Source organism: Kribbella flavida DSM 17836, from assembly GCF_000024345.1.
GTDB lineage: Bacteria > Actinomycetota > Actinomycetes > Propionibacteriales > Kribbellaceae > Kribbella > Kribbella flavida.
In genome coordinates this window covers 7,372,725-7,394,422 of the sequence record NC_013729.1, presented here as the reverse complement: position 1 = coordinate 7,394,422, position 21,698 = coordinate 7,372,725, and the positions used below count along the sequence as shown (strand labels likewise).

At 71.5% G+C, this 21,698-nt stretch carries 21 protein-coding genes; 8 read left to right on the top strand and 13 right to left on the bottom strand.

Features of this window, described 5'->3' with window-relative positions; all coding sequences use genetic code 11:
- The first annotated feature begins 9 nt into the window (after window positions 1-9).
- On the top strand, window positions 10-1,092 hold the full coding sequence (locus KFLA_RS34295; protein ID WP_012924442.1) for a substrate-binding domain-containing protein: 1,083 nt from the start codon (window positions 10-12) through the stop codon (window positions 1,090-1,092).
- A gap of 136 nt (window positions 1,093-1,228) precedes the next feature.
- Complete coding sequence (locus KFLA_RS34290; protein ID WP_012924441.1) at window positions 1,229-2,068, top strand: amidohydrolase family protein; 840 nt, start codon at window positions 1,229-1,231, stop codon at window positions 2,066-2,068.
- Here KFLA_RS34290 and KFLA_RS34285 read toward each other — a convergent pair whose 3' ends face one another.
- Window positions 2,069-3,127, bottom strand: coding sequence for a DNA polymerase IV (locus KFLA_RS34285; protein WP_012924440.1), 1,059 nt, complete (start codon window positions 3,125-3,127; stop codon window positions 2,069-2,071). It lies immediately after the preceding gene.
- Between the two features lie 4 nt (window positions 3,128-3,131).
- On the bottom strand, window positions 3,132-3,599 hold the full coding sequence (locus KFLA_RS34280) for a GNAT family N-acetyltransferase (RefSeq protein ID WP_012924439.1): 468 nt from the start codon (window positions 3,597-3,599) through the stop codon (window positions 3,132-3,134).
- Window positions 3,600-3,822: 223 nt separating this feature from the next.
- On the opposite strand from KFLA_RS34280, the gene KFLA_RS34275 reads away from it, so the two are divergent.
- Together KFLA_RS34275 and KFLA_RS34270 are read left to right on the top strand one after the other, a co-directional pair.
- Window positions 3,823-6,264: an immune inhibitor A domain-containing protein gene (locus KFLA_RS34275; protein WP_012924438.1), complete on the top strand. Its 2,442-nt coding sequence runs from the start codon at window positions 3,823-3,825 to the stop codon at window positions 6,262-6,264.
- 200 nt (window positions 6,265-6,464) lie between these two features.
- Entirely contained in the window at window positions 6,465-6,779 is a 315-nt protein-coding gene (locus KFLA_RS34270) for a WhiB family transcriptional regulator (RefSeq protein ID WP_012924437.1), read from the top strand.
- A gap of 27 nt (window positions 6,780-6,806) precedes the next feature.
- Here the strand turns inward: KFLA_RS34270 and KFLA_RS34265 are convergent, their stop codons facing one another.
- Window positions 6,807-7,160 (bottom strand): TFIIB-type zinc ribbon-containing protein, encoded by a 354-nt coding sequence (locus tag KFLA_RS34265; protein WP_012924436.1) that lies wholly within the window; start codon window positions 7,158-7,160, stop codon window positions 6,807-6,809.
- A gap of 86 nt (window positions 7,161-7,246) precedes the next feature.
- On the bottom strand, window positions 7,247-7,657 hold the full coding sequence (locus KFLA_RS34260) for a nuclear transport factor 2 family protein (protein ID WP_012924435.1): 411 nt from the start codon (window positions 7,655-7,657) through the stop codon (window positions 7,247-7,249).
- A gap of 73 nt (window positions 7,658-7,730) precedes the next feature.
- On the opposite strand from KFLA_RS34260, the gene KFLA_RS34255 reads away from it, so the two are divergent.
- Window positions 7,731-9,449, top strand: coding sequence for an AAA family ATPase (locus KFLA_RS34255; protein ID WP_012924434.1), 1,719 nt, complete (start codon window positions 7,731-7,733; stop codon window positions 9,447-9,449).
- Between the two features lie 55 nt (window positions 9,450-9,504).
- Here the strand turns inward: KFLA_RS34255 and KFLA_RS34250 are convergent, their stop codons facing one another.
- Both KFLA_RS34250 and KFLA_RS34245 read right to left on the bottom strand, forming a co-directional pair.
- Window positions 9,505-11,412, bottom strand: coding sequence for a penicillin-binding transpeptidase domain-containing protein (locus KFLA_RS34250; protein WP_012924433.1), 1,908 nt, complete (start codon window positions 11,410-11,412; stop codon window positions 9,505-9,507).
- 174 nt (window positions 11,413-11,586) lie between these two features.
- Window positions 11,587-12,387 carry a VOC family protein gene (locus KFLA_RS34245; RefSeq protein ID WP_012924432.1) on the bottom strand — a complete coding sequence of 267 codons (801 nt, stop codon included), beginning with the start codon at window positions 12,385-12,387 and terminating at the stop codon, window positions 11,587-11,589.
- 129 nt (window positions 12,388-12,516) lie between these two features.
- Between KFLA_RS34245 and KFLA_RS34240 the strand changes: the two genes are divergently transcribed.
- The gene (locus KFLA_RS34240) at window positions 12,517-12,840 is read left to right on the top strand and encodes an L-rhamnose mutarotase (RefSeq protein WP_012924431.1); all 324 of its coding nucleotides are present in this window, start codon (window positions 12,517-12,519) and stop codon (window positions 12,838-12,840) included.
- On the opposite strand, the gene KFLA_RS34235 is transcribed toward KFLA_RS34240, so the two are convergent.
- The 5 genes from KFLA_RS34235 to KFLA_RS34215 form a co-directional block, all read right to left on the bottom strand.
- Window positions 12,837-13,550: a pirin family protein gene (locus tag KFLA_RS34235; RefSeq protein WP_012924430.1), complete on the bottom strand. Its 714-nt coding sequence runs from the start codon at window positions 13,548-13,550 to the stop codon at window positions 12,837-12,839. The two genes, KFLA_RS34240 and KFLA_RS34235, sit on opposite strands and share 4 nt — an antisense overlap.
- A 4-nt stretch (window positions 13,551-13,554) precedes the next feature.
- Window positions 13,555-14,070 (bottom strand): DinB family protein, encoded by a 516-nt coding sequence (locus KFLA_RS34230; protein WP_012924429.1) that lies wholly within the window; start codon window positions 14,068-14,070, stop codon window positions 13,555-13,557.
- A gap of 143 nt (window positions 14,071-14,213) precedes the next feature.
- Window positions 14,214-15,653 carry a S1C family serine protease gene (locus tag KFLA_RS34225; protein ID WP_012924428.1) on the bottom strand — a complete coding sequence of 480 codons (1,440 nt, stop codon included), beginning with the start codon at window positions 15,651-15,653 and terminating at the stop codon, window positions 14,214-14,216.
- Window positions 15,654-15,780: 127 nt separating this feature from the next.
- A complete protein-coding gene (locus KFLA_RS34220) occupies window positions 15,781-17,466 on the bottom strand; it encodes a sensor histidine kinase (protein WP_272941273.1) in 1,686 nt (561 codons plus the stop codon).
- Window positions 17,463-18,155: a response regulator transcription factor gene (locus tag KFLA_RS34215; protein WP_012924425.1), complete on the bottom strand. Its 693-nt coding sequence runs from the start codon at window positions 18,153-18,155 to the stop codon at window positions 17,463-17,465. Before KFLA_RS34215 ends, KFLA_RS34220 begins: the two co-directional genes overlap by 4 nt.
- A gap of 142 nt (window positions 18,156-18,297) precedes the next feature.
- Here KFLA_RS34215 and KFLA_RS34210 point away from each other — a divergent pair, with 142 nt between their 5' ends.
- A complete protein-coding gene (locus tag KFLA_RS34210) occupies window positions 18,298-19,290 on the top strand; it encodes an acetamidase/formamidase family protein (RefSeq protein ID WP_012924424.1) in 993 nt (330 codons plus the stop codon).
- Here the strand turns inward: KFLA_RS34210 and KFLA_RS34205 are convergent.
- Window positions 19,228-20,133, bottom strand: a complete 906-nt coding sequence (locus KFLA_RS34205) for a DMT family transporter (RefSeq protein ID WP_012924423.1) — start codon at window positions 20,131-20,133, stop codon at window positions 19,228-19,230. The two genes, KFLA_RS34210 and KFLA_RS34205, sit on opposite strands and share 63 nt — an antisense overlap.
- 122 nt (window positions 20,134-20,255) lie before the next feature.
- Between KFLA_RS34205 and KFLA_RS34200 the strand changes: the two genes are divergently transcribed.
- On the top strand, window positions 20,256-20,681 hold the full coding sequence (locus tag KFLA_RS34200; protein ID WP_237706666.1) for an Lrp/AsnC family transcriptional regulator: 426 nt from the start codon (window positions 20,256-20,258) through the stop codon (window positions 20,679-20,681).
- A 31-nt stretch (window positions 20,682-20,712) separates the two neighbouring features.
- Here KFLA_RS34200 and KFLA_RS34195 read toward each other — a convergent pair whose 3' ends face one another.
- On the bottom strand, window positions 20,713-21,675 hold the full coding sequence (locus tag KFLA_RS34195) for a hypothetical protein (protein ID WP_012924421.1): 963 nt from the start codon (window positions 21,673-21,675) through the stop codon (window positions 20,713-20,715).
- Between the last annotated feature and the right edge of the window lie 23 nt (window positions 21,676-21,698).

Genomic DNA, 21,698 nt, shown 5'->3' with positions numbered 1-21,698 from the left:
GACCGGTTCATGAGCAGGCCCACGTCCTGGTACCGGAGAACGGCCGTCGGGCTGGCCGTCGGTGCGCTGGCCGCGACCGGCTGCAGCACGCCGAACGCTACCGGCACCGCCGCAGGCGCCGCCACCGGTACGCCGAACGAGCCGGTCGCCTTGAAGGACGGTTCCGCGGTGAAGCTGGCGCTGGTCCCCGGCGGAGCGCACCCGTACTTCGAGCCCTGGAAGGCCACCGCCGAACGGGGCAGGACCGACTTCGCGCTCGGTCGTGTCACCGTCGACGAGACCGGCCGGTGGGACCAGAGCCGGCAAACGGCCGTGATCAACTCGCTGGCCGCGCAGGGCTTCACCGCGTTCGGCGTCTCCGGCGTGTCGCCGACCGGCATCAACCCCGTCTTCGAGGAGCTGAAGGCCAAGGGCTTCGCGGTCGGCTCACTCGCCTCCTGCCCGGCCGGCGACACCAACGCGGCCGACTTCTGCCTGGCCACCGACGTGGAGTCGGCGGCGTACAAGGCGGCCAAGGCAGCCGTCGACGCGATCGGCGGCGAGGGAACGATCGTGCACCTGACCGGCAGCACCGGCGACCCCACCACCCAGCGCCGGATCGCCGGGGTGCAGAAGGCGGTCGGCGAGACCGGTGGCAAGGTGACCGAGCTGCCGGTGATCACCGGCAGCGACAAGGACCTGCCGACCGCGCAGAAGGCGGTCGCCGACCTGCTCGCCGCCCAGGGCGAGAACCTGAAGGGCATCGTGGCCACCGCCTCGCACCCGGCGGTCGCCGCGGCCGACGGGGTGGCCACCGGCAAGCTGCCGATCAAGGTGGTCGCGATCGACGACGACGCCAGGATCCTGGCCGGCATCACGTCCGGCGGAGTCGTCGCGACGGTGGCCCAGAACCCGGTCGGCCAGGCGTACGTCGGCGGCTGGTTGCTCGCGCTGCTGGGATCCAGGCAGTGCACGATGAAGATGCCCGGCGCGGTCGTCGACTCCGGCTCGTTCCTGGTCACCAAGGACAACGTCGACAGCTACGACGAGGAGCGCAAGGCCAAGACCAAGGAGCTCCAGAGCGAGCTCACGAGTCAGCTGAGTTGCCAGTGAGCGGCGTGCCGACAACCATCACCAGGGCCGTGGCGTTCCTGGTCGATCTCGAGGTCGAGACCGTCCGGACCGACGCGCGCCATCGGCGACCGGCGGGTCTCGTGAACGCACCGGCGACGAACCAGGGAGCGACGCGATGAGCAGGGTCGACGCACATCACCATGTCTGGGATCTCGGCGTGCGCGAGCAGAGCTGGCTGGCTGGTTCGGCGATGGATCCGATCCGGCGGAACTTCGGCGTCGAGGACCTCGCGCCGCTCGCCGCGGCGGCCGGCGTGACGCAGACCGTGCTGGTGCAGACGGTCGGTCTGCCGGACGAGACGGCGGAGTTCCTGGCGATTGCCGACAGCAACGAGTTGGTGGCCGGGGTGGTCGGCTGGATCGATCTCACCGCCGACGACGCGGAAGCCGTGCTCACCGGTCTGCTGAACCGCCCGGACGGCCAGTGGCTGAAGGGGATCCGGCACCAGGTGCACGACGAACCCGATCCGGACTGGCTCGGCCGGTCCGACGTCCGGCGCGGGCTCGCGGTGGTGGCGGAGGCCGGGCTGGTCTACGACCTGCTGACCAGGACGCCGCACCTGCCGGCCGCGCTGGAGGCGGTGCGCGCGCTGCCGGAGCTGACCTTCGTCGTCGATCACCTCTGCAAGCCGGAGATCGGCGGTGACCTGGAGCCCTGGGCGTCCGGCATCCGCGCGCTCGCCGCGCAGTCGAACGTGGCGTGCAAGCTGTCCGGCCTGGTCACCGAGGCGTCCTGGACGGACTGGAAGGTCGCCGACCTGAAGCCGTACGCCGACGTGGTGCTGGAGGCGTTCGGGCCGGACCGGGTGATGTTCGGCTCCGACTGGCCGGTCTGCCTGCTCGCCGCGTCGTACGCCGAGGTCGTCGACACCGCCGACCGGCTGACCGCCGGCCTCACCGCCGCCGACAAGGCCCAGGTCTTCGGCGAAACCGCCCGCCGCAGCTACCACCTCTGATCAGTCAGGTGGTGGGGCGAACTCCGCGCGCACGCCCAGCAGGCGGACGGGCCGGCGGAGCTCGAACTTGGCGAGCACGGTGAGGGCGGCGTCGGCGACGACCGACGGGTCCTGCGTCGGTGCGGGCAGCTTGCGGCTCTTGATCGGGGTGAAGAACGTGATGAACCGGACCTTCACGTGCACCCGCTGGATCCAGCGGCCCTCGGCGACGACCTCGCGGGTCAGTTCCTCGGCGAGCTGCCGGACCTTGTCCTGGATCTCGGCCGGGTCGGTCAGGTCTTCGGGATAGGTCACCTCGTGGCTGCGGGACACCGGTTCCCGCGGGACGTCGGTCACGTCGGTGTCGCCGAGCCCGCGGCCCAGCGCGAGGTACCAGGTGCCCATCTTCGGCCCGAACCGCTGCCGCAGCGTCTCGAGGTCGGCCGCGGCGAGGTCGGCGACGGTGTGCAGGCCGAGCTCGTTCAGGTTCTGCGACATCCGGGCGCCGATGCCCCACAGGTCGCGGACCGGACGGTGGTGCATCACCTCGGCCCAGTTCGCCTGGGTCAGCCGGAACGTGCCGCCGTCCCCGGCGCGCTGGTCGGGCCCGGGCTTGGCGAAGCCGGTCGCCAGCTTGGCCCGGACCTTGTTGTCGCCGATCCCGATCGAGCAGGTCAGCCCGGTCCGGTCGAGCACGGCCGCCCGCAGCTCCGCCGCGAGCTGCTCCGGGTCGTCGGTCGAGGCGCCGACGAAGCACTCGTCCCAGCCCCACACCTCGACCACCACCGGAAACGACCGCAGCGCGTCCATCACCTCCGCCGAGGCCGCCTCGTACGCCGCCGGGTCCGACGGCAGGAACACCGCCTCCGGGCACTTCCGGTACGCCGCCCGCAGCGGCATGCCCGAGTGCACCCCGAACGCCCGCGCCTCGTACGACGCGGTCGCGACGACCTGCCGCGCCTGCTGCGGATCACCCGACCCACCCACCACCACCGGCACCCCGCGCAGCTCCGGCCGGCGCCGGATCTCGACCGCCGCGATGAACTGGTCCATGTCCACGTGCAGCAGCCACCAGCTCACCGGGTCACAGCTCCTTGCGCATCATCTGGGAGACGACGGTGTAGCCCAGGGAGTCGTACAGGCTGATCGCCCGCGAGTTGTTGCTGAACACATTCAGATCCAGGTGCCGGTAGCCCAGCCGGCGGCACTCCTGCTCGGCGGCGACCATGAGTGCGCGGCCGTAGCCCTTGCCGCGGTGCTGCTCGGTGACCAGGACCCCGAAGACGTACGGCACCGGCAGCGCGACACTGATCCACAGGCCGCCCACCGGCTCCCCGTCGACGCAGGCGGTCCACAGCAGGTGCCGGGCGGTGGACCGGCCGTTCGGCAGCAGCCGGTGGACCTCGTCCCGGGCGAGGTCCACCGCGGCCTGGCCGGTCAGTCCGCGCAGGGGCCCGATGCCGGCGGCGAAGGAGTGGATGTTGTGCTCCTGCCAGTCCTCGTACTCGGCGTCGGTCATCGGCCGCAGTGTGACCTCGGGCGGGGAACTCATTCGCCGACGATAGCCCTCCGGCGGGGGAGATGGCGATCGTGTCACGGTCGCCGCTCTGTTCGGCCACAAAGGCCGGTTCGCGGGCCGCCGGGCGGGTGCGACGCTTCCACTCGCCGACCGGGCTCGCCTAGGGTCGCAGCGTCCGCCCGGGTAGTTGCCCCTGGCTACTGCCTGGGCCGTCGACGGGCCGGATCGCAGCCGGCCGAGACCAGCAGGAGGAACCGTGCGCGTCCCACCCGTACGCACCACGGCCGTCGGGGTGCTGACCGCCGCGGTCGCGATCGGCATCAGTCAGCTGCCCGCTGCCACCGCCGGACCGGCCGCCACGCCGCCCGCCGCCGGCACCGGAGCGGCCGGCCCGACGTCGACCGCCACCGTCGGCGAGGCCCCGAAAGCCGCGGGCCCTGGTGTGGCGCACGCCGACGAGCTGCCGAACCCGCTCGAGGACAAGCGCCGGAAGCTGCGCGAGCAGGCGCTCAACGGCGTGCTCGGCGGATCGGTCACGGCCGTGCAGCGCGGCCCGAGCAAGGTGGTCAAGGTCGGCCAGGAAGTCGCCGTGCCGACCGCCCGGGACTCGGCCGGCCGGCTGAAGGTCGCCCAGCACCGCAAGGCGCAGTACGTCGAGCTGGCGCGGGAGAAGACCGACAAGATCTTCGTCATCCTGGCCGAGTTCGGCAACCGGCGGCACCCCGACTACCCGGACCGCGACACCGATCCGAACACGCCCGGGCCCGCGACGTACGCCGGTCCGGTGCACAACGCGATCCCGGCACCGGACCGCAGGACCGACAACTCGACCGTCTGGCAGGCCGACTACTCCGCGCAGCACTACCGCGACCTGTACTTCGGCTCCGGCGAGTCGGTGAAGACGTACTACGAGAAGCAGTCCTCCGGCCGGTACAGCGTCGACGGCACCGTGTCGGACTGGGTGAAGGTGCCCTACAACGAGGCCCGGTACGGCCGCTCGAACGGTTTTCCCTGCGCCGGCGCGATCTGCCAGAACACCTGGGCGCTGATCACCGACGCCGTCGCCCAGTGGGTCGCGCTGCAGAAGAAGGCCGGCCGGACCGACGCGCAGATCCGCAGCACGCTGCAGGGCTACGACCAGTGGGACCGCTACGACTTCGATGCCGATGGCAACTTCAACGAGCCGGACGGCTACCTCGACCACTTCCAGATCGTGCACGCCGGCGGCGACCAGGCCGACGGTGACCCGCACCAGGGCGAGGACGCGATCTGGTCGCACCGCTGGTACGCCCACCAGAACACCCGCACCGGTCCGCCGCGCAACAAGCTCGGCGGGGTGCAGGTCGGCACCACCGGCCTGTGGATCGGTGACTACACGATCCAGCCGGAGAACGGCGGCCTGAGCGTCTTCACCCACGAGTACGGTCACGACCTCGGCCTGCCCGACCACTACGACACCTCCGGGCAGCCGAGCCAGAACCCGGTGAACTGGTGGAGCGTGATGGCCCAGTCCCGGGCCGGCCAGAAGGGCGAACTGGGCATCGGGCTCAAGCCGCAGGACCTCGGTACCTGGGACAAGCTGCAGCTCGGCTGGCTCGACCACGTGACGGTCAAGGCCGGCCAGACCCGGACGGTCGAGCTCGGTCCGCACGAGTACAACTCGAGCAAGCCGCAGGGACTGGTCGTCACGCTGCCGAAGAAGAGGATCACCACCCCGCTGGTCGCCCCGGCCGCCGGCACGAAGTCCTGGTGGAGCGGCAGCGGGGACAAGCTCGACAACACGCTGACCCGAAAAGTGACGCTGCCGGCCGGCAAGCCCGCACTGACGTTCCAGGCGAACTGGAAGATCGAGGACTGCGGGCCGGACGCCTGCGACTACGCCTACGTCGAGGTGAACGACGGGTCCGGCTGGAAGGCGATTCCGGGCAGCATCACCAAGGCCGCCGAGGCGAACGGGATCGACGGCGACTCCGGCGGCTGGGTGCCGGCCAGGTTCGACCTGTCGGCGTTCGCGGGCAAGACGGTCCAGGTGCGGTTCCGGTACGCGACCGACGCCGCGACGCACGGGCTCGGGTTCTTCGCCGACGAGGTCCGGCTCACCGCGAACGGGCAGTCGGTGGTCGCCGACGGCGCCGAGGACGGGACCGGCGGCTGGACCGCGGCCGGGTTCCGGGCGGCCGGGAGCTCGGTCACCACCGAGCACGACCACTACTACCTGGCCTCGCACTACACCTACACCTCGTTCAACCGGTACCTGCAGACCGGCCCGTACAGCTTCGTCGGTGGCACGAAGCCGAACTGGGTCGAGCACTTCCCGTACCAGGACGGCCTGCTGGTCTCCTACTGGGACACCTCGCAGAGTGACAACGAAACCGCGGTGCACCCCGGCCAGGGCCGGTGGCTGCCGATCGACGCGAACCCCGCGCTGCGGCCGAACCCGGCCGGCGGGTTCTGGCGGTCGGGCCTGCAGAGCTACGACTCGACGTTCGGGCTGCAGCGGTCGGACTCGTTCGACCTGACCGTGAAGGGCAGCAAGCACCACTTCACCGGTGCGGAGGCGGTGCCGCTGTTCGACGACCGGGCCGAGTTCTGGTCGGCGAAAGTGCCGTCGTACGGCGTGAAGGTGCCGCACGTCGGGGTGAAGATCAAGGTGGTCGCCCAGCACGGCACCAACGTGCGCGTGCTGGTCAGCCGGTAGCCGCCCCGCTGCCGGGCCCGGGGCGCCAGTTGCCCCGGGCCCCTTTTCGTCGGCCTGGAAACGGTCGTCACCCTCGGTGAAACAGGTGTGGGACGTTTGCGGCCGGGTACCTAAACGGTTGCCGCGGTTGCGCAGACAGCCGCGCGGAACCGATCACTTCCGAGGTGACTGTCGATGGCTCACCTGTTGAGGCACCGCGCATGAGTCGGCGCAAACCGCCCGCCGGGGCGGTCACCAAGGCTCCCGACGGGCTGCCGTCGCCGCTGGTCGAGAACTGGGCGTGGCAGGACCACGCCGCCTGCCGGGACGTGAACCCCGAGCTGTTCTTCTCCGCCGAATCCGAGCGCGGCCTGCGCAAGCACGCCCGTGAGGTGCTGGCCAAGTCGCTGTGCGGCACGTGTCCGGTCCGCCGCCAGTGCCGCGAGCACGCGCTGGTGGTCGGCGAGATGTACGGCGTCTGGGGCGGTACGACCGAGGAGGAGCGCGAGCCGGCCCTGCACGGCCGCCGGCGCTGACCCCTGGTGATCGACCGCCCCGGCCGATCAGTCGAAGAGTTCTTCGAAGAACGACTTCTTCTTCTTGCGGTGCGGCTGGTTGCCGTACTTGTCGTAGCCGCCTTCGTAGCGGCGGTCGCTGTCGCGCCGGTCGTTGTCGTAGCGGCGGTCGTTGTCGTACCGCTTCTCCTCGTAGCGCTTCTCCTCGTACCGCGGCTGCTGCTGCGGCGGCGGCATCGCGGCGGCCGGCGCGTTGTAGGCCAGCTCGGCGTCCACCAGCTTCTCCAGCTCGCCCCGGTCGAGGAAGATGCCACGGCACTCGGTGCACTGGTCGACGGTCACGTTGCTGCGTTCGTACGTCCGCATCGCGCCCCGGCACTTCGGGCAGGTCAAGGTCTCCATCGCACCACCCTAGGTGACGAAATCCCCGCCGGGACGCGGATTCAGCGAACTTTCAGGAACGCCGCCCGGCGCTCGCCGCAAACGTCTCAGGAATCGCCGAACCGGTCGAGCTCCGCGGGCACCCGCTCGACCAGGTGCTCCCGGCCCGGCGGCGGCTCGTACGCCTCCGGCCAGAAGTCGGTGACCCGGGAGACCAGGCCGTCCACCACCTCCAGGAACACCACCCCGACGAGCCGTTCGTCACCCAGGGTGAGATTGACCGAGACCGCCGCCGACGGGCCGTCGGCGAGCAGCCGGGTCACGGTCAGCTGCCAGTCGCCCGGGTACTCCTGGTTGAAGCGCAGGTAGTCGGCGCGCCCGGTGATGCGTTCACTGGTCTGCGGCAGCTCGTAGCGCACGTCCTCGGCCAGCAACGCGGCGAACTCCTCCCACGCGCGGCCGTTCAGGGTGTCGAAGTACTTCCGGGCCAGGGCCCGGGTCTGCTCGGTGTCGGTCATGGGCCGACGGTAGACCGCCGGCACGACATTCTGTGGTGAGAGGATGCTCCTGGCCGGTGACGAGGAGAGTGCGATGGGTGAGCAGTCGGCGGGGCTGCTGGCGCGACGGCGGGCTCGGGGGTTGTGGGTGCGCGGGGCGCGGCAACTGGGGTTCGCGAAGACCGGTGAGCAGGCCGCGACGCCGGACAAACCGGCGGCCCTGGAGACCTTCACCAAGGCACTCGAGCTGGACCCCGGCATGACCGACGCCTGGCTCGGCTTCCACGCGGCCGGCGGCGACGCGGACACCGCGCTCGACAAGCTGGTTGCCGGGCTCGGCCGGTTCGGTGCGGAGCGGGACGCCGACAAGCGGCGGCTGAGCTCGTCGTTCCGGGCCGGCTGGTGGTTCACCCACGCGCTGGAGACCACCGACCACGTCTGGCACGCGGAGGCGCTGCGCCGGCTCGGCGCCGGGGACACCGACGGCGCGGCCGAGGCGACCGCCCAGGTGATCGAGGACCTGCGCCGCAGCTTTCTCGACGCGGCCGTCGCGATGCACCGCCAGGACTTCGGCGCGGCGATCGGCATCCTGCACCGGATCCCGGCCGACGGTCATCTCGGCGCCGAGGCCCAGCTCCGGCTCGGCATGCTGCTGGCGACCGTGGAGCAGTGGAGCGAGGCGGAGACGATCCTGCGGCAGGCCGCCGGTCAGCAGCTGAACCCGTTCGTCGCGCTGGACGCGGAGTACTACCTCGGCTTCGTCTACCGCGGCACCGGCCGCGAGCAGAACGCGATCCGCCAGTTCGAGTGGGTCTACGAGCGGGACAACTCGCACCGCCAGGTCGCCGAGGCGCTGGCCGACTCCGAGGTGCGGCTCAGCACCCGCCCGGCCGAGCGCAGTACGGCAAAAGCGGCGCCGGTGATCCGCCGGGGCGCGCCGTCGGCGCCGTCGCTGCACCGGCAGCCCGACTGGGGCGCGGTCCAGGGCATTCTCAACGAGCTCGACCGCAACGTCGGCATGGAGGACGTGAAGCGGCAGGTCTCGGCGGTGGCGGCGCAGGTCCGGGCCGGGCTGATGCGGGCCGAGCGCGGCCTGCCGACGGCCAAGCTCGGCGGTCACCTGATCTTCGCCGGGCCTCCGGGCACCGGCAAGACCACCGTCGCCCGGGTGGTCGCCCGCCTGTACTGCGCGCTCGGACTGCTGGCCGCCGACACGGTGATCGAGACCGACCGGTCCGGCCTGGTCGCGGAGTGGATCGGCCAGACCGCGGTGAAGACCAACGAGGTGGTCGACTCGGCGCTGGACGGCGTGCTGTTCGTCGACGAGGCGTACGCGCTGCGCAAGAAGCAGTCCGGCAACGACTTCGGCACCGAGGCGATCGACACGCTGCTGAAGCGGATGGAGGACGACCGGGACCGGCTGGTGGTGATCGTCGCCGGCTACTCCGAGCCGATGGCCGAGTTCCTCGAGGCGAATCCCGGCCTGCGCAGCCGCTTCTCCACCCGGATCGACTTCCCCCGCTACACCGCCGACCAGCTCCGCGAGATCGCGCTGCGGCTGGTGGACAGCCGCGGCGACCACATCACGCCCGACGCCGTGGCCGGCCTGACCGCCGTGCTCGACCAGGTCTGCGCGAACGGCCGGATCGACGAGCTCGGCAACGCGCGCTTCATCCGGACCGTGCTGGAGTCGGCCGGCAAGCACCGCGACCTGCGCCTGTTCCACTCGCCGGGCCTGCCCACCGATCTGGACCTGGTCACCCTCGACGGCTCCGACCTCAAGGCCGCCATCGAGGAGATCCTCAGCTTCTGACCGGCGACGGCCGCCTGCCCCGGCTGGGGAGGCGGCCGTCGCCGGTGCCCGGGTCCTACCGGAAGCGAGCGAGCCAGTTCTTCAGGATCGGGCCGGCGGCCTTCGCGCCGGAGGCGCCGCCCTCGACGACGACGGCGAAGGCGACGTCGCCGCGGTAGCCGACCATCCAGCCGTTGGTGACGACCTTGCCGCCCTCGACCACCTCGGCGGTACCGGTCTTCGCGGCGACCGTGCCGTTGCCGGCCAGTACCGCGGCGGTGCCGTTGGTGACGGTGGTCCGCATCATCGTGCGCAGCGCGTTCGCGGTGGCCGGCGGCAGCGGTTCCGCGGCCGGGCCGGCCGGGTCCTTGCCGAGCACCAGCACCGGCTTCATCGCGGTGCCGTGCTTCACCGTGGCGCCGATCATCGCCACCCCGAGCGGGCTGGCCGTCACGGTGCCCTGTCCGATCATCGAGGCCGACTCGGCGACGACGTCCTTGGGCGCCGGCACCTCACCGCCGTACGCCGGGACCGCGGACTTCAGCTCCTGGCCGAGGCCGAACATCGCCGCGGCCTTGGTCATCCCGTCGGCCGGCAGCTTGCCGTGCTGGGAGATGAAGGCGGTGTTGCAGGAGGTGTTGAACGCCTTCTCCAGGCTGCCGGTCCCGTACGGCGCCAGCCCGTCGTAGTTCTTGAACGACTTGCCGAAGACGTTGATCGTGTTCGTGCACGGCAGCTGCGAGCTCGCGGTCAGGCCGGCGCCCATCAGCGCGGCGGCGGTGACGACCTTGAACGTGGAGCCCGGCGCGTAGTGACCCTGGAAGGCGCGGTTGTAGCTGGTCGCGGTCGGGCCGTTCGCGGCGGCCAGCACCTGGCCGGTCGAGGCCTGCACGGCGACCAGCGAGGCGGGCAGCTTGCTGGTGGCCAGCGCGGCCTCGGCCTGCCGCTGGAGGTTGGTGTCCAGCGAGGTCCGGACCGGCGTACCGGCCTTGCCCTCCTGCTTGAACACCTCCTTGATCACCATCTTGGTCTTGCCGTCGCGCAGGGCGACCGAGCCGCCCGGCGTACCGGCGAGCTGCTGCTGGAACGCGTACTGCAGGCCGGTGGTGCCGACCTGGTCCTGGGTCGAGGCGGTCGGGCCCGCGTTCTTCAGCGTCTCCGCGGTCGCCGTCTTCATCGTGCCGATCACCGACCGGGCGAAGGTCGGGCTCTCCGGCAGCGACTGGGTGCCGCCCATCGTCAGCACGCCGGGCAGGTTGCCCATCTTCGGGCGCAGCTTGTCCCACTCCTGCGCCCGGATCGTGATCGCGTCGACGAACTGGCCGGCCGGCGCCGCCTTCGCGCGCTTGGCCAGCTTGGCGCCGTCGACGTCCAGGTTCTTGGTGAACGCCGCGTACGTCGCCGCGGTCGCCTTGGTGCCGGACGCGACGCCGACGATCACGACCGGGCGGTTCGCGGTCAGCGGCTTGCCGGTGCGGTCCAGGATCGACGCGCGCGGCGGCAGCGTGCGGACCCGCTTGAGGTAGTTGCCCTCGCCGAGGCCGGGGTAGATGGTGTCGCCGGAGGCCTTGATCTTCCAGGCGTCACCGGTCTTCACCGCCACCGCCGTGCTGGTCCACTTCATCGTGCCGATGCCGCGCAGCACCGCCTCGACGGCCAGGTCCTGGGTGCAGTTGCTGTCGTCGGTGCACTTCGGCTCACCCTGCGGCGTGACGGTGGCCGACTGCGCGACCAGCGCAGTGTCGACGTCGTCCAGCCGGGGACCGAAGGCCTCCGGGTTGTCGGTCAGCGCGGCGGCCTCGGTGGGCTTGCCGTCCGGAGCCCACGCCTTCACCCAGCCGGCCGCGAAGGCCTTCACCACCGCGGCGGACGCCTGCTTCTCGTCGTTCGGGTCGGGCTTGCCGCCGCTGTCCGGCGTGTTGTCGGAACAACCGGCGGCGACCAGCAGGGCACTCAGACTGACGATGGCAGCAGTTCGTTTCACGATCTCCACTCTCGCACGGTGACGGTGTGACTCTCCGAACAGTCTCGGCGTGTGCACCAGCCTGCCACGAGCGGGAAAATACTCAGGCCGGCACAGCAGTACGACGCCCGGCCGGCGCGGGAGGTTGGCTCGGACTTCGGCCGGGGTGTCTCGGGCTCGCCCGAGCGGCCGGGCTCAGCTGAGCTGGATCACCGCGAACACCGCCGACTCCGGGTCGGTGAGCACCGCCATCCGGCCGAAATCGGTGTCCAGCGGTGCGCCCGTCAGCTCGCCACCGGCCTGGACGGCGCGATCCACCGTGGCGGCGAGATCGGCGGTCGCGAAGTACGGGAGCCAGTGCGCGGGGGTCCCGGCCGGCATCTCCGGGTGGAGCTCGCCGGTGCCTGCGACGGGCCGGCCGGCAGCGTACAGGGCGGCGTACCGGGCGTCGGCGTACTGCTCGCCCGGGCCGCCGAACGCGGAGGTGGTGCCGATCTCCTCGGCCCGGTAGCCGAAGACCGCGGTGTAGAAAGCTTTGGCCGCGTCGTACCCGCGGCTGAGCGCCTCGCTCCAGACCAGCGTGCCGGGCCGGGACCGGCGGTCCGCCCCGAGGTGGTCGGTCGGTTGCCAGAGGCCGAAGATCGCGCCGTTCGGGTCGACCGCGATCGCCATCCGGCCCTGGGTGCCGACGCGCGTCGGGCCGACCAGCAGGCGGCCGCCGGCCGCCGCCACCGCGTCAGCTGTTCGCTCGACGTGCTCGGTGGTCAGGTAGGTGGTCCAGCGGCTGGGCAGGTCCTCGGTGCCCGGGTGCTTCGGGCGGATGCCGCCGACGTCCTCGCCGTCCAGCCGGCAGACCCAGTAGTCCTTGGCGGCCCGGTGCTCGCACTGCCATCCGAACAGCTCGGTGTAGAACCTCACCGCGGCCCTCGCGTCGTCCGCGGCGAGGTCCACCCAGTTCGGCGTACCGGTCGGCCAGGGGGCGGTGCGCTGGGCCATCGGTGCTCCTGTTCGGGAATCGGTTGCCAGGACAGGCCCCCAACCTGCCAGGGCCCGCCGGTCCCGTCGAGACTGTTGCCGGCGGATCGGGTAACGGTTCGATCACTGCCCGGCGTATCCTGCCCGGTTGTGAGCCGACTTGCCCTGCACAGCCGCCTGATCGCCGGGACCGAGCAGTCCTACGAGCGCGAGCACGCCCGGGTCTGGCCCGAGCTGATCACCGTCATGCGGGCCGCCGGCATCGATGACTGGAGCATCTGGCGCAGCGGCCGCGACCTGTTCCACCTGGTCGAGTGCGACGACTACGAGGCGGCAGTCGCCCGGCTCGCCGACGACCCGGTCGACCAGCGCTGGCAGCAGCACATGAGCCGCTTCGTCGAGGGCTTCGCGCAGAACGCCGACGGCGGCCGGACCCTGCGGCACGTGTGGACGATGTCCGAGCAGCTCGGCTAACTTCGCATCTCCCAGACCAGGATCTCCGCACCGTCGGCTCCGGCGGTCACCCTGCGGCCCTCGGAGTTGGTGAGGCGCACGGCATCCGCCGTACCCAGGTCGCCGGCGCCTTCCAGCGCGACCGAGCCGACGGCAACGAACAGGTGCACGTACGGCGCCGCCGGCAGTTGCACCCAGGCGCCGGGGACCAGCCGGGCCACGGACAGGCCTGCGGCGCGCTGGTTGATCCGGATCGCGGTGTCGCGCGCGTGCTCGGGCAGTCCGGAGGCGATCGGCACCAGTTCACCCGTTGCGAGGCTGACATCCACCTCCGCCTGCTGGTACGACGGGGTCAGGTCGAGCTCGTCCGGCCGGACCCACATCTGCACGTAACGGACGGGCTCGCCCGCGTCGTTCTTCTCGGAGTGCCGGATCCCGCTGCCCGCGCTCATCCGCTGGGCCAGGCCGGGGTAAACGACGCCGCTGTGCCCCTCGGAGTCCTGGTGCACCAGGGCGCCGCGCACGACCCAGGTGACGATCTCCAGGTCCTGGTGCGGGTGCGTGCCGAATCCGGTGCCCGGAGCAACCACCTCGTCGTTGTGCACCATCAGCACGCCGAAGCCGACGTTCGCGGGGTCGTAGTACGGGCCGAACGAGAAGGAGTGCCGGGAGTCCAGCCAGTCGGTGCTGGTCCGGAACCGCTCACCCGCACGCCGTACGTCGATGCTCACCCGACTAGTAATACCCCTTCCGGCCGTCGAGCAGCTCGCGGATCGTGTCCAGGTGACCGACGTGCCGGGCGGTTTCCTCGAGCATGTGCAGGATCATCCACCGCAGGGTCGCCTGCGCCGACCCGAAGTCCGGGTGCTTGCCGGTGTCGTCCAGCGAGTGGGCCGCGATGATCTGGTTCGACCGCTCGCACTGGGCCTCGAACTCGTCCAGCAGCTCGGCCAGCGGCGCCGCGGGCATCATGTCGGCGTCTTCGGGCAGGTCCTCGTCCAACTGGGGGTTCCCGGCCGACGACGCGCCCAGGAACAGCACCTCGAACCAGCAGTGCTCGGTCCACCGCATGTGCGAGACCAGCCCGGCCATCGTCATCACCGGCGACGTCGGCAGCACCGCGCGCTTCTCGTCGTCCGCTGCCAGCCCTTCGCACTTGAACCGCACCAGCGCCCGCTGCTGGTCCAGCCACCCGACGAGCTGCGTCCGTTCGTCGGCGACAAACGGCGGCCGCTCGCGGGAAAACGTCATGCCGGCGACGCTAGTGGATCGGCCCTGGCACCGCACCGCATTTAGCGCCACACAGAACGGGACTGCGGCCGCTCGGTGGGCGGTCGCAGTCCCTGTCCGTGGATGGCGCCGGCGGGGAGGGCCGGCCGGCGCCGTTCGGGGGGTCAGCCGGTGGGGTTGCCGTTGTCGGAGCCGAGCTTGGCCTTCACCGTCTGCCCGGGCTTGCCGTCCCGGGTGAAGGTGATGGTGACCTCGTCGCCCGGGCGGTGCGAACGGACCGCGGCGACCAACGCGTCCCCTGACGCGATCGCCTTGCCGTTGATCGCGGTGACGATGTCACCGCTCTTCAGGCCGGCCTTGTCCGCCGCACCGCCGGGCGTCACCTCGCCGAGGGTCGCTCCTTGCGTGAGCCCGTCGGAGGACTGCGCGTCGCCGACCGTCACTCCGAGCCGCGCATGCGTGGCCTTGCCCGAGGCCACCAGCTCGTCGATGATCGGCTTGGCCTGGTCGATCGGGATTGCGAAGCCCAGGCCGATGTTGCCGCCTTCGGATTGTCCCGATCCTCCGGCGGTCTTGATCGCGCTGTTGATTCCGACCACCTGGCCGGCGAGGTCGATGAGGGCGCCGCCGGAGTTCCCGGGGTTGATCGCGGCGTCGGTCTGAACGGCTGGGAAGACCGTGGTGCTGTCCTGCTGCTCGCCGCCCGAGCTGACCGGACGGTTCAGGGCCGACACGATGCCGCTGGTCACGGTCGCGTCCAGGCCGAACGGCGAACCGATCGCGACCACGCCCTGGCCGACGAGCAGTGAACCGCTCTTGCCGAGCACGGCCGGCTTCAGGTCCTTGGCGTCGGCGCGGATCACGGCGAGGTCGGTCAGCGGGTCGGTGCCGACGATGGTCGCCGGCACGGTCCGCCCGTCGTTCAGGATCACGCTCAGCCGGCCGCCGTTGCCGGCGCCCGCCACCACGTGGTTGTTGGTGACGATCAGGCCGTCCTGGCTGATCACGATGCCGGACCCGGTGCCGGCACCCTGCGCGGTGGCGACTGCGATCTTCACCACGCTCGGCAGCACCTTGGCGGCGGCGTTCTGCACCGAGCCGTCCGGCGCCGAGGCCGGAGCGGCCTGCCCGCCGGTCAGCGGCGCGGTCACCGACGGGGTGGCGCTGGAGTCGTTCGTCGCCGAGTACACAGCCGCACCACCCACACCGCCGGCGGTCCCGACCAGCAGCGCGGTGGCTGCCACCAGAGCCAGCCCGCGCCGCTTGGGCTTGGGTGGCTCCGGCTGGGCCGGCTGCTGGGCGGCGAACGGCCAGCCGGTACCCGGCGACGCCCCCTGATGCGCCCCGGTCGTACCGAACTGTCCGCCCTGGAAAGCACCCCCACCTGAGGAGTGCTGCCCCGGCCGCGCCGGTCCGTGCGGCGCGTACTGCTGCTGCGAGTGCTGGCCGTAGCCGGTCGTCGGCAGCTGCTGAGTACGCTCCTGCGGACTCGAGCCGTACGACGGCGACGTCCCCTGCGGGGCCTGGTTCCCGTACGTCGAACCCTGCGCCGGGGTGTCGTTCCCGGGCTGGTTCTGCGGCTGGTGCGGCTGGTTCTCGGTCATGGGTCAACCATGAGGGCCGGACCTGAGAACGCGCTGAAGATCCCGTCAGAGCTGCCGAAGAACTCGATGAAGATCCCCTGAGCACACTGTGAGGGAACCGCGAAGGCCCGGCCGCCCCGCGGGGGAGTCATCGCGACTGCGTGGCGGCGTGGGGCAGCCACAGCGTGAACTGTGCTCCGCCGCCGGGCGCGTTGCGGGCGTAGATCATGCCACCGTGCTGCTCGGCCGCGTGCTTGACGATCGCGAGGCCCAGACCGGAGCCCGGCCTGCTGCGTGCCTCGCTGGAGCGGTAGAACCGGTCGAACACGTGCGGCAGGTCGGCCTCGGCGATGCCCGGGCCGCTGTCGGTCACCGTCAGCACGCCGTCGCGCAGCCGGACCGTCACCCGGGCCGGCGGCTGGTCCTCACCCGCCGGCTCGTCCGGAGTGCTGTACTTCGCGGCGTTGTCGAGCAGGTTGGTCACTGCCCGGCCGAGCAGGCGCTCGTCGCCCCAGACCGGGAACGGGTCCAGCTGGACGTCCCACTCCAGCCCCGGCGCGCGGCGGCGGACCTTGATCACCGCGTCCTCGACCACGTTCGACAGCTCGATCAGCTCGGCGTCGCGGACCTGCGGGGTGTCCCGGGCCAGCTCGGTCAGGTCGCCGATCAGCGTGGTCAGCTCGTCCATCTGTGCGCGGACGTCGTCCAGCAGCTGCTGACGGTCCTCGGGGCGCAGACCGCCGCGCTGGTCGGCCTGGGCGAGCAGGTCCAGGTTGGTCCGGACACTGGTCAGCGGTGTCCGCAGCTCGTGCCCCGCGTCGCCGACCAGCCGCCGCTGCCGGTCCTGCGACCGGGCCAGGGCCTGCAGCATCGCGTTGAAGGCGAGCGCGAGCCGGGAGATCTCGTCGGAGCCGCTCACCGGGATCGGTCGCAGCTCCTCGGTCCTGGCCACGTGCTCGGCGGCACCGGTCAGCCGGACCAGTGGTCGCAGCCCGGACTGGGCGATCGCGTTGCCGGCCAGGGCAGCGCCGATCACTCCGACCAGGCCGAAGGCCCACAGCACGATGCCGAGGTTGTGCAGTGTGCGGTCGATCGGGTCCAGCGACTGGGCGACGACCAGCGCGGCGGGCAGCCGGGCCTCCCTGTCCTGCTGGCAGGGATGCATGATCGGGCAGAACTCGGCGGGCACGGAGATCACCCGGAAGTGCGCGCCGTTGCGGGTGCCGACCGTCCGCACGCTGGCCTCGTTGCTCTGGCTCTGGGCGATGGCCAGCTCGGTGGGACCCATCGGCGGCAGGTAGCTGTCGGCCGCGCCGACCTTCTGCCCGGTCGCCAGGTACAGCCCGAGCCGGATGTCGCTGAGGCCGAAGGCGTCGGTCGGAATGGTGGCCAGGTTCTGCTGGTTGGTCAGCACGCCGGTCTTGGCCGCCTGCTCGGCCCGGTCGATCAGGCTGGAGTCCAGGTTGCGGTACATCTGCTGGCGCACCGTGACGTACGCCGAGACGCTGACCAGCGCGACCGCGAAGCCCACCGCGACGGCGGCCAGCAGGGTGACCCGGGCGTGCAGGCTGAGCCGGTGCAGCTTCTCCTGCCACCAGCTCTGGGTCCGGGCGAGGTTGGCCGAGACCAAAGCGGTTCCGGAGTAGCCGTTCCGGCCCGGCTTGCCGCCCGGCCCCTGAGCACCCGGGCCGGGAGCACCCGGACCTGTGACGCCGGGACTCTGCCCGGGCTGGGGAGGACCGCTCGGCCCGGCCGGCCGCGGCGAGGGCGTCGGCGGTACGCCGGGCCGCGGGCGACCGGCGTACGACGGGAAGTCGGGGGGTTGCGTGCTCACGGCGGAGTGTCCCGGAGCACGTAGCCGATGCCGCGCACGGTGTGGATCAGCCGGGGCAGGCCGTTCACCTCGGTCTTGCGGCGCAGGTAGCCGATGTAGACCTCGAGCGAGTTCGCCGTGGTCGGGAAGTCGTAGCCCCAGACCGCGTCCAGGATCACCGCGCGCTCCAGCACCCGGCGCGGGTTGCGGATCAGCAGCTCGAGCAGGGAGAACTCGGTCCGGGTGAGCTGGATCGGCACGTCGCCGCGGTGCACCTCGTGCGCGTCCACGTCGACCACCAGGTCGGCGTACTGCAGGATCTCGCCGCGTGGGCCGCCTTCGCCGGGGGCCGCGCTGCGCCGCAGCAGGGCGCGCAGCCGGGCCAGCAGCTCCTCCAGCGCGAACGGCTTGGTCAGGTAGTCGTCGCCGCCGGCGTCCAGGCCGTCCACCCGGTCGGCGACCGCGTCCCGTGCGGTCAGCACCAGGATCGGCACGTTGTTGCCCGCGGCCCGCAACGCCTTGGTGGTCTCCAGCCCGTCCAGCCGGGGCATCATCACGTCCATCACGACCACGTCGGGGTCGACGTTGCCGATCACCGCGAGCGCCTCGGCGCCGTCGGAGGCGGTGACCACCTCGAAGTCGTTGAACTCCAGCGAACGGCGCAGCGAGTCCCGGACCGCCCGGTCGTCGTCCACCACGAGTACCCGCATCGTGCGCTCCCACCGCTGGTCGGATCACTGGTCCGGTGTGGTCCGGACCTCCGACCATCGAGCGTAGGCCGTCTGTTTGAGAATCGGCTGAGAACCCGCTGACCGGTCGCGTTACGGTCGGACCCGGCGTAGCTTGCGGTCCGTGGACATCGTCGACTTCACCCCGGACAGCGAGCAGCTCACCTGGACCTTCGGCGGTGCCGCTGAGGTCCGCCGGGTCCGCCCCGGCACCCAGCTGCGGCTGTGGACCGAGGACGCGTTCTGCGGCCGGCTGCGCAGTACTGCGGACCTGGCCAGCGCCTCGCTCAGCATGCCGTTCGTCAACCCGCAGACCGGGCCGTTCTACGTCGAGGGCGCCGAGCCGGGCGACACCCTGGCGCTGCACTTCGTCGAGCTGACCCCGGCCCGGAGCTGGGGCGCGTCGGCGACCATCCCGTTCTTCGGCGGGCTGACCAGCACCGACCGGACCGCCACGCTGCAGGACCCGCTGCCGGAGCGGACCTGGATCTACGAGGTGGACACCGACCGGCAGACCGTCGGCTTCCAGGCGCAGGGCAGTGACCTGGAGGTGGCCCTGCCGATCGAGCCGATGCTGGGCACGGTCGGGCTGGCCCCGGCGGCCGGGGAGGTCCGCTCGTCGCTGGTACCGGACTACTTCGGCGGCAACATGGACACCCCGGAGATGAAGCCCGGCACGACCTGCTACCTGCGGGTGAACGTCGAGGGGGCGCTGTTCTCGGTCGGCGACGGGCACTACCGCCAGGGTGAGGGCGAGTCCTGCGGTACGGCGGTGGAAGGCGCCATGAACGTCGTCATGGTGGTCGCCCTGGTGAAGACGCCGGGCCCGGCCTGGCCCCGGCTGGAGACCGACGACCACCTCGCGGTGGTCGGGTCCAGCCGGCCGCTGGAGGACGCCTGGCGCGCGGGCCAGGTCGACATGGTCGGCTGGCTCAGCGAGCTCTACGGGCTCGACAAGCTCGACGCGTACCAGCTCCTGAGCCAGATCAGCGAGGTCCCGCTCGCCAACGTCGTCGACGCCAACTACAGCGTCGTCACGAAGGTCCCCAAGCGGCTACTGCCGCGCGTGAGCGTCTACGGCGGCATCCACGCGCACCTTCGCGGTACGGCGCGATAGCGCGACGCCGACCAGGCACAGTGCGCCGCCGCCGAGGGCCAGCGCTGCCGGTGTCTCGTCCAGCAGCAACCAGGCCAGACCGATGGCGACGACCGGCACCAGGTACGTCGTGGCGCCCATCCGGCCGGCGGTGGTCCGGGAGAGCGCGAACGCCCAGGTGGTGAAGCCGAGCGCGGTCGGGAAGGCGCCGAGGTACAGCACCCACCACAGCGTGGACGGCCGGGCCGCCGCGATCTCCTCGACCAGCGACGGTCCGTACGGAAGGCAGCTGATGGCGCCGATCGTGCAGGCCATCCAGGTGACCTGGCCGGCCGGCAGCCGGGCGAGCAGCGGCTTCTGGGCGATCACCCCGACGGCGTACGAGACGGCGGCCACCACGCAGAGCACGACGCCCCAGGTCTCCGCCTGGCCGGTCGACGTCGCCGTACCGATCAGTGCGACGCCTCCGAACGCCACTAGGCTGCCGATGACGAGCTGGCGCGGGAAGCCTTCGCCCAGCGTGAGTCCTGCGAGCAGGGCGATCAGCAGGGGCGCGATGTGGACCAGCATCGCGGCCGTGCCCGCGTCCAGCCGGCGCTCGGCCGCGTTGAGCGCGATGTTGTAGACACCGAACCAGAGCAGACCGCAGGCGAGCAGCGGAAGCCAGTCGTGCCGCGCCGGACGCTGCCACTGCCGGCCCAGCAGCATCAAGCTGAGCAGCACGCTTCCGACCAGCAGCCGCGCCAGCGACAACGGTCCTGCCGACAGGTCGGTGCCGAGATGGCGGATCGCGACGAACGCCGACGCCCACAGCACCACGGTGATTCCGGCGGCCACCAGCGCCGGCCAAGTCCGTTCTCTCATACCAGAAGCCTAGAAAGTAGACTGGGGAGATCCCATGCCGAAATGAAGCTGGAGAGACCGCGATGTCTACTGGAACGAAGGCAGCAGGGCGCTGTGGTGTCCAGAGTGAAATTCTGGACGGCTTGAATCGCCGGCTGCTGCGGGCCCTGACCGACGATCCGCGGGCGCGCACCAGCGATCTGGCCCGCCGGCTCGGCGTCTCGGCCCCGACCGTGCGCGAGCGCGTCGCCCGGCTGGAGGAGTCCGGGGTGATCCGCGGCTACCGGCTGGAGCTGGACCCGGCCGCGCTGGGCCTGCCGGTGGCCGCCTGGGTGCGACTGAAGCCCGGTCCCGGCCAGATCCCGCGGATCGTCGAGCTGGCCGAGCGGACGCCCGAAGTGGTCGAGTGCCACCGGATCTCCGGGGAGGACTGCTTCCTGATCCGCGTGCAGGTCCCGGCGATCGACGCCCTGGAGGCGCTGCTGGACACGCTGAACGTGCACGGCTCGACGAACAGCTCGTTCGTCGTCTCCACGCCCGTTCCGCCCCGACCGGTCGGGCTCGACTGAGCAGCCGCGGCCGATCGGGACGGCGTACGGCTCAGGACGCGTAGAGCCGGGCGACGGTCGCGAAGGCCTGCTTCGGTTCCCAGGTGGCCGGGTCACCGGCCGGGATCCGCACCACCCCGAACCCGGCCATGTCCAGGTCGAAGAGTGGATCGCTCCAGTGCGGGAAGTCCGCCATCGAGAACGTGTAGACGAAGCAGCCGTGCACGCCGGTCCGGGAGTACACCCCGATCAGGTCCTCCAGGTACGCCGCCTGGGTTGCCTCGTCGCGCCGGTACCCGTCCTTGATCCGCGGCGGTGTGGCGAACCAGTTCACGATCAGGAAGGACCCCGGTCCGCGCCGGTCCGCCCCGACGAACGCGCCGCAGCCGAACTCCGTGATCACGACCGGCTTGCCGGTGGTCTCGGTCAGCTCCCGGACCCGCCGCTCGTAGCCGGCGTGGTCGGTGCCCATCCGGTAGAGGTTGACGCCGACCAGGTCGAACCCGGACCAGTCGACCTGCTCCCAGTAGCCGGCCGCGTACGTGATCGGGCCCTGGAACGAGCGGCGTGCCGTGGCCAGAGCGGCGTCGAGCAGGCTCGCGAGCTTGCGGGTGATGCGGCGGTCGAAGAAGCGCCGCCACCGGATCAGCACCTGGATCCGGACGAACATCCGCGGTCCCGGGATCATGCCGGGCGAGGTCAGGGAGAACTCGGACCCGAGCACCAGGGTCACCTTGCCCGGGTGGCTGCGCCGCAACTGCTCGGCGGCGACGGCCGTTTGCTCCAGGTGCGCCAGGACCTCGGACCGCGGCCGGTCCTCGACGTACGGCCGGACGTAGACCTCCAGCCCCAGCTCCAACGCGTACTCCGCGGCCGCCCGCAGCTGCTCGGGATCGGTCTCGATCAGCATCACCGTGGTGCAGTGCAGGGACTCGGCGACGACCCGCAGGTCGCGGCGTACGGCGTCGGGGTCGGCGGCCGGGACGTAGGAGATACCGCGGATCTGCAGGCTCATCTCCGCAGTGTTGCGGGCGGCCG

Bases quoted from the DNA above. Each gene is read 5' to 3' on its own strand.
- KFLA_RS34295 (WP_012924442.1), top strand. From the start codon at position 10: ATGAGCAGGCCCACGTCCTGGTACCGGAGAACGGCCGTCGGGCTGGCC.
- KFLA_RS34290 (WP_012924441.1), top strand. From the start codon at position 1,229: ATGAGCAGGGTCGACGCACATCACCATGTCTGGGATCTCGGCGTGCGC.
- KFLA_RS34280 (WP_012924439.1), bottom strand. From the start codon at position 3,599: ATGAGTTCCCCGCCCGAGGTCACACTGCGGCCGATGACCGACGCCGAG.
- KFLA_RS34270 (WP_012924437.1), top strand. From the start codon at position 6,465: ATGAGTCGGCGCAAACCGCCCGCCGGGGCGGTCACCAAGGCTCCCGAC.
- KFLA_RS34265 (WP_012924436.1), bottom strand. From the start codon at position 7,160: ATGGAGACCTTGACCTGCCCGAAGTGCCGGGGCGCGATGCGGACGTAC.
- KFLA_RS34260 (WP_012924435.1), bottom strand. From the start codon at position 7,657: ATGACCGACACCGAGCAGACCCGGGCCCTGGCCCGGAAGTACTTCGAC.
- KFLA_RS34255 (WP_012924434.1), top strand. From the start codon at position 7,731: ATGGGTGAGCAGTCGGCGGGGCTGCTGGCGCGACGGCGGGCTCGGGGG.
- KFLA_RS34245 (WP_012924432.1), bottom strand. From the start codon at position 12,387: ATGGCCCAGCGCACCGCCCCCTGGCCGACCGGTACGCCGAACTGGGTG.
- KFLA_RS34230 (WP_012924429.1), bottom strand. From the start codon at position 14,070: ATGACGTTTTCCCGCGAGCGGCCGCCGTTTGTCGCCGACGAACGGACG.
- KFLA_RS34225 (WP_012924428.1), bottom strand. From the start codon at position 15,653: ATGACCGAGAACCAGCCGCACCAGCCGCAGAACCAGCCCGGGAACGAC.
- KFLA_RS34215 (WP_012924425.1), bottom strand. From the start codon at position 18,155: ATGCGGGTACTCGTGGTGGACGACGACCGGGCGGTCCGGGACTCGCTG.
- KFLA_RS34205 (WP_012924423.1), bottom strand. From the start codon at position 20,133: ATGAGAGAACGGACTTGGCCGGCGCTGGTGGCCGCCGGAATCACCGTG.
- KFLA_RS34195 (WP_012924421.1), bottom strand. From the start codon at position 21,675: ATGAGCCTGCAGATCCGCGGTATCTCCTACGTCCCGGCCGCCGACCCC.